This window comes from Polaromonas sp. P1_G2 (assembly GCF_056405515.1).
This window is the reverse complement of record NZ_JBFUBY010001424.1, coordinates 1-406: the sequence shown is the minus strand read 5'-3', so window position 1 is coordinate 406 and position 406 is coordinate 1. Positions and strand designations below refer to the sequence as shown.

Sequence of the window (406 nt, the reverse complement as noted above, 5' to 3'; positions counted from 1 at the left end):
CCTTATGGTTCTGGCTGGCGTTCAGCCGTTCCATGTGGACGAACAGCGAGAATTTCATGACTTACCCTTTCGTGGCCACGGCGTGCACCCGGCCCTTATCCTGATCGCCGAAATAGACGCCGAAATTGCCCAGCGTGCTTTCCGCAGAATAGCGCTTCACGAGCTCGCGCACCGCATTGTCCGAGATGTCGGAAACAGGAAGCTCCTGCACCGGAAACAGCCTTCCCGATTTCGGTTCGCCCGCGCCGAGCGCCGCGCGATAGACGACGTGCTGGCGGCCGGTCTTGGTATCCTCGTAGACCGAGTAGAGAAGCCCGGTCTGGATGCTGAGGCCGATGTGATCGGCGGCATAGTTTTCCAGCGCCTCGATGCCATCGGTTTCGCCCTTCTCGACGAAGGGCAAGGT

General features: G+C 60.1%; 1 protein-coding gene. It reads right to left on the bottom strand.

All coding sequences use genetic code 11. The features are described from left to right. Positions 1–61 precede the first annotated feature (61 nt). A partial coding sequence (locus tag AC1D0P_RS30890; protein ID WP_477680215.1) for an NUDIX hydrolase occupies positions 62–406 on the bottom strand: 345 nt, incomplete at its 5' end.